General features: G+C 41.6%; 6 protein-coding genes and 1 tRNA gene. 5 read left to right on the top strand and 2 right to left on the bottom strand.

Annotated features, from left to right (window positions below; translation table 11 throughout):
* The 3 genes from AC37HE_RS08870 to AC37HE_RS08860 form a co-directional block, all read left to right on the top strand.
* Nucleotides 1–301 (top strand): hypothetical protein (locus AC37HE_RS08870; RefSeq protein WP_500782471.1); only part of this gene is annotated, 301 nt, incomplete at its 5' end.
* 17 nt (nucleotides 302–318) lie between these two features.
* Nucleotides 319–528 (top strand): CCE_0567 family metalloprotein, encoded by a 210-nt coding sequence (locus AC37HE_RS08865; RefSeq protein ID WP_500782470.1) that lies wholly within the window; start codon nucleotides 319–321, stop codon nucleotides 526–528.
* A 301-nt stretch (nucleotides 529–829) separates the two neighbouring features.
* Nucleotides 830–2,263 (top strand): monomeric [FeFe] hydrogenase, encoded by a 1,434-nt coding sequence (locus AC37HE_RS08860; protein WP_500782469.1) that lies wholly within the window; start codon nucleotides 830–832, stop codon nucleotides 2,261–2,263.
* Nucleotides 2,264–2,346: 83 nt separating this feature from the next.
* On the opposite strand, the gene AC37HE_RS08855 is transcribed toward AC37HE_RS08860, so the two are convergent.
* Complete coding sequence (locus AC37HE_RS08855) at nucleotides 2,347–2,985, bottom strand: O-methyltransferase (RefSeq protein ID WP_500782468.1); 639 nt, start codon at nucleotides 2,983–2,985, stop codon at nucleotides 2,347–2,349.
* Entirely contained in the window at nucleotides 2,985–4,205 is a 1,221-nt protein-coding gene (locus AC37HE_RS08850; RefSeq protein ID WP_500782467.1) for a M16 family metallopeptidase, read from the bottom strand. The genes AC37HE_RS08855 and AC37HE_RS08850 overlap by 1 nt, the downstream gene beginning before the upstream one ends.
* Before the next feature lie 189 nt (nucleotides 4,206–4,394).
* On the opposite strand from AC37HE_RS08850, the gene AC37HE_RS08845 reads away from it, so the two are divergent.
* Both AC37HE_RS08845 and AC37HE_RS08840 read left to right on the top strand, forming a co-directional pair.
* Nucleotides 4,395–4,467: transfer RNA gene (locus tag AC37HE_RS08845), tRNA-Phe, on the top strand.
* Between the two features lie 250 nt (nucleotides 4,468–4,717).
* A complete protein-coding gene (locus tag AC37HE_RS08840; RefSeq protein ID WP_500782466.1) occupies nucleotides 4,718–5,008 on the top strand; it encodes a GIY-YIG nuclease family protein in 291 nt (96 codons plus the stop codon).
* Nucleotides 5,009–5,023: the final 15 nt, after the last annotated feature.

The raw sequence follows: 5,023 nt of genomic DNA, 5'->3' as shown, positions 1-5,023 counted from the left end.
GTTTTGCATTATTGTTGCTGCTGTTAATCGAAACTTAAAAGTAATAGTTATGGAAATTAAACAGACTTGGGAAAAAGTGATTGAATATGCTACTATGCCTTTGCATGGAAGTTTATCTCGCAAACAAAGAAAAGGAGTGAAAATCCAGATTAATGACGGCGAAATAATTGAAGGTGCAACTTTCTTTTTAGAAGAATTGGTGCTATGGACTGCTGAGTCATCGGACGGGGTGGTTAGTAATACCTATTATGACTGGAATAAGATTGCCTCAATTAGGGTTGTTAGCGATAGTGAAAAATAGGATGGAGGACTAAAGATATGACTGCAGAAGAAATAGCTAACCTGGAAAAAGAAGTCAACAAGTTAAAATTTAAGGCGAGCCAGCAGGCCAGTGAGCTACACGATCTGATTGAAGATCGCTTGTTGACCGACTTTGAAGATATTCCGGAATTTGCCGAGTCAACTTACCTGGCATGTAAGGCTTGGGCAGATAAATTAAAAGAATTAAAACAAATCAAGGGCGTTTAACTGAACAAAAATTAGCCTTAGGGGAGTGAGTTTTCTTATTCCCCTTTTTTGTTTGCCCTGGCTTGCATAACGATGCCAGGATAAAAATCACTGCTTGTTGCTTTGCATTGAGAAAGAAAATCTGACAGAATGAAATACAAAACCAGAGAGATGGCGTGTATTTTAATTTCAAACGTCAAAATTGCGCGGTATATACCATCTTTTTGCTGCAATATGACAGAGTAGAATGTTTTTAAATAAGCCCTAAATATGTTTTAGAGCATAAAAAAGATTAATTTTGACCCCTTCAAAAATGTAGGTAATGGCAGCATACGTAAATAACGTCATGATTATCCGTCATGAGCTGATTGCCCGACTGATACGCATGTTTCGGGCAGGAGAGCTGGAGTCGAAAATTAACGCACTTCCGGTCGAGTTGTATCCTAAAGATCGCAACCCTAGGGGGCGTTGCTGTATCTATAAGGAGCGGGCAATTACCCGGTATAAAATGTTACCGCTTTTAGGTTACGAAGTGCCTTCGGATGACATTGATTTACATAGCTTGAGCGAATATGCCACGAGCGCTATGCAGCGCGAAAGTCAGCCTGAGAAAATATTGACGGTAGTCGATGAAGCATGTACCGGTTGTGTGCAAGCTAACTACGTGGTTACCAATTTGTGTCGTGGTTGTGTCGCCAGTCCATGTGTGATGAACTGCCCGAAAAATGCCATTCGTTTTACACCAAGCGGACAAACAGAAATTAAGCCGGATGCCTGTGTTAACTGTGGCTTGTGTCAAAAAGCCTGTCCTTACCATGCGATTGTTTACATGCCTATTCCGTGTGAAGAAGCCTGTCCGGTTGGTGCGATCAAAAAGAATGAGAGTGGCAAAGAGGAGATTGATCCGGATAAGTGTGTTTATTGTGGTAAATGTATTACAGCATGTCCTTTTGGAGCAATTTTCGAGCTTTCGGCTGTCATTGATGTTATGCGGGCTATTGAACGCAAAGAGCAGGTAATAGCCATGGTTGCTCCTTCAATTTTAGCTCAATATGCCGAAACACCGGGACAGGTATTTGCCGCGATCGAGCAAATTGGGTTCTCAGAGGTTGTTGAGGTTGCCCGTGGTGCTGAAATAACAGCCCGTAACGAGGCCGTCGAGCTTAAAGAAAAGTTAGCGGAAGGGCAAAAGTTCATGACAACTTCCTGCTGTCCCTCATATGTTGAAACTGTAAATAAGCATGTGCCGGGCTTGAAACCATATGTGTCGCATACTTTATCACCATTAGCTTATACAGCCGAGGAATTGCGGGAGAAATACCCGGATGCTAAATTGGTTTTTGTGGGTCCGTGTGTGGCTAAACGTAAAGAGGCCCGTGATCAAAACAGTGCCGATTATGTATTGAGTTTTGAAGAGCTCGACTCAATCATGGAGGGAATGGAAATTCTGCCTTCGAAGATTGAAGGAATTGCAGTTGAATCCTATACTAAAGAGTCGCGAGGATTTGCACAAAGCGGGGGAGTACTTGGAGCTGTATTGGCAGAAAAACAAGCTGAAGGCTTTAGCTATGAAACGATTAATGGAATCGACAAAGCGATGATTCGAACCATGAAGCAGATGGAAAAAGGAAAAGTTGCTTCCCAATTTTACGAGGTGATGGCTTGTGAGGGCGGATGTATTGCCGGACCTGGAGCAAATATTAAATCGGCAAAAGCGAAGAAGAATTTTATAAACTCAATGAAGTCCTTAGAATAGGAACTATATATGTTTAGGTTGAAATGCGGGTGAATTTGATTTCATTCGCATTTTTTTTTGATTCCTTCAAGCCAATCGTGTAATTAAAGCTTCCTGATTAACGAAAGCCCGTCTCGTAGAGGTAAAATAACCTGGCGAACTCGTTCGTCGTCCTTTACCCGGTGGTTAAATTCCAAAATGCCAATGGTTTGTCCGTCCCGCTGGTCGACTTCCTGAACTACCTTGCCATCCCATAAGATATTGTCGGCTAAAATATAGCCTCCTGATCGTAGTTTGTCGAATACCAGGTCGTAGTAGCGACAATATTCCCGTTTGTTCCCATCCAAGAATACAAAGTCGAATGTTTCGTCAAGCGTCGGGATAATTTCGCAGGCATCTCCAATGTGTTGCTTTATCTTGTGCTGTATGCCGGCTTTTTCGAAATACTTAGTAGCAATCCATTCCAGTTCATCATTTACTTCAATGGTGTGTAAAATTCCCTCTTCTGCTAATCCTTTGGCCAGGCAAAGCGCAGAGTAACCTGTGAAGGTTCCGATTTCGAGAATTCGTTGCGGACGGATCATCGTACTCAGCATTTCCAATAGCAAGCCTTGTATGTGTCCCGAGAGCATCCGGGGGCGCAGGATGCTGATGTTGGTCTCCCGATTTAGTTCATATAAGGTCGGATCCTCAGGAGTGCTGAAATCCACTATGTATTTCTCCAGTTCGAAATTGTTCTCCATTACTCGTAAATTAACATGCTGAGTGCATTTTCATCTAAAACTTCGTTGGCAATTTCCAGCAGCTGACTGTCTGTGATATTTTCAATTTTTTGGTAAATCTCCGGCAAACTATCTACCTTGTTGTACAGCAAGTAGCTTTTGCCAAGTGTGAGCATCAGGTCGTCGCGGTTTTCACTTGAAATAGCAATTTGACCGATTAGTTGTTTTTTGGCTTTACTAAGCTGCAGAGCGCCCAGACGTTTCTCCCGAACCAGTTTAAATTCTTTTTTTACCAGGCGAATGGCTTTCTCTAGGTTCTCTTTGTCGGTGCCAAAGTACACGTTAAACTGTCCTGTATCTGAATAGGCGGTATAACTCGATTCAACATTGTAAGCCATGCCATGTCGTTCGCGAAGGCTGAGGTTCAGGCGCGAGTTCATCGATTGTCCGCCAAGTAAACTGTTTAGCAAGACCATCCCCATTCGTTTGTCATCTTGTGCATCGTAAGCAATATTTCCGATAACACAGTGGTTCTGGAATGTGTCCATATTTACACGCTTCATAGCAGGCGTGTAGTTGATAAAAAGTTCGCGTTGGTGTTCGCGTTTTTTAGTTGGGATTTCTGCAAAGAATTTTTCGGCCAGTGCTTTGAAACGGGGAAAAGGGATGTTGCCCACCGAGCTTAATACCATTTGGTCGGTGTGGTAATTATTCGCGATAAAGTGAAGAATATCCTTTCGCTTGAAGGATTTGACCAGCTTGGGTGTGCCCAGAATATTTCGGGCAATAGGGTGGCCGGCAAACAACAATTCATCAAAGTCGTCGAAAATCAATTCCGAGGGACTGTCTTTGTACGAATTGATCTCTTCAATTACCACTTCTTTTTCTTTTGCAATTTCCTTTTCCGGGAAACTGCTGTTGCGAACAATATCGCTGATTAATTCCATGCTTCGGCTGTAATACTTAGCCAAGAAGGTGGCGTATACGGCTGTTTCTTCTTTTGTCGTATAGGCATTAATCTCTCCGCCAACATCTTCAATCCGGCTGAGCACGTGATAGGCCTTCCGCTTTTTGGTGCCTTTAAAAATAACGTGCTCAATAAAGTGGGCAATGCCTTGCTCATGTTCCAGTTCATCGCGTGAACCGGTATTTAGAATAACGCCAAAATGGGCGGCCGGTGATTCCACTTGTTGATGGATAATCCGGATTCCGTTGGGTAATATGCAGGTATCTATTTTCACTTCAAATTGAATTGGAGTGCAAAAGTAGAAATACGCAAACTAAATACAATTGATAATTTCATGAAAAAGAGAGATTTCTATTTAAATGCGCTAAAAAAAATCTTCGGTGGGTTATTTTTTATTTTGAAGTAACGATTTTTGCCCTATATTTGCAACCGCAATTGCGAAACATAGCAAGCGCATGCCAACGGTGCCATAGCTCAGTTGGTAGAGCAATGGACTGAAAATCCATGTGTCCCTGGTTCGATTCCAGGTGGCACCACCGGTAGGGAACGATGCAAATCGTTCCCTTTTTTTGTTTTTTAATTTCTACAGTAGCCCCTTGCCCTAATATAGGTAGTCGGTAAAACTAGATTACGGTATGAATTTTTATTGCAGTTGATGAACTGAGAGGCTTTCTTTAGGTAAGTCTTCTTCTTCTTCTTTCTAGATTGGATTCAATAATCTATTGGACCTTTTTTCGAGTCACTTTTCATTCTCTATTCGTAAATTAGGAGAATGAAAGATGCTTCATGGAACACTTTGTTTACATACTTTTTAGTCCAAGTTTGAATAGATACTATGTTGGAGAAACTGTAAATGTAGAGAACCGTATTCGGCAGCACAATAGTAGTTTTTATAAAAACTCAAGTACCCGAGTTACTCATGATTGGGAAATATTTCTAAAAATTGAGTGCGAGAATAGGATTCAAGCTCTTCGTATGGAGAAATTTATTAAGAAGATGAGAAATCGTTCATTTTATCATAGATTGAAGATGGAAAAGCAGTTGGTTGTTGATTTGTGTCTAAGATTCAAAACATAATGCCCTGGTTCCCCC

The organism is Mangrovibacterium sp. (genome assembly GCF_059905295.1).
This window is presented reverse-complemented; position numbering and strand designations above follow the sequence as displayed.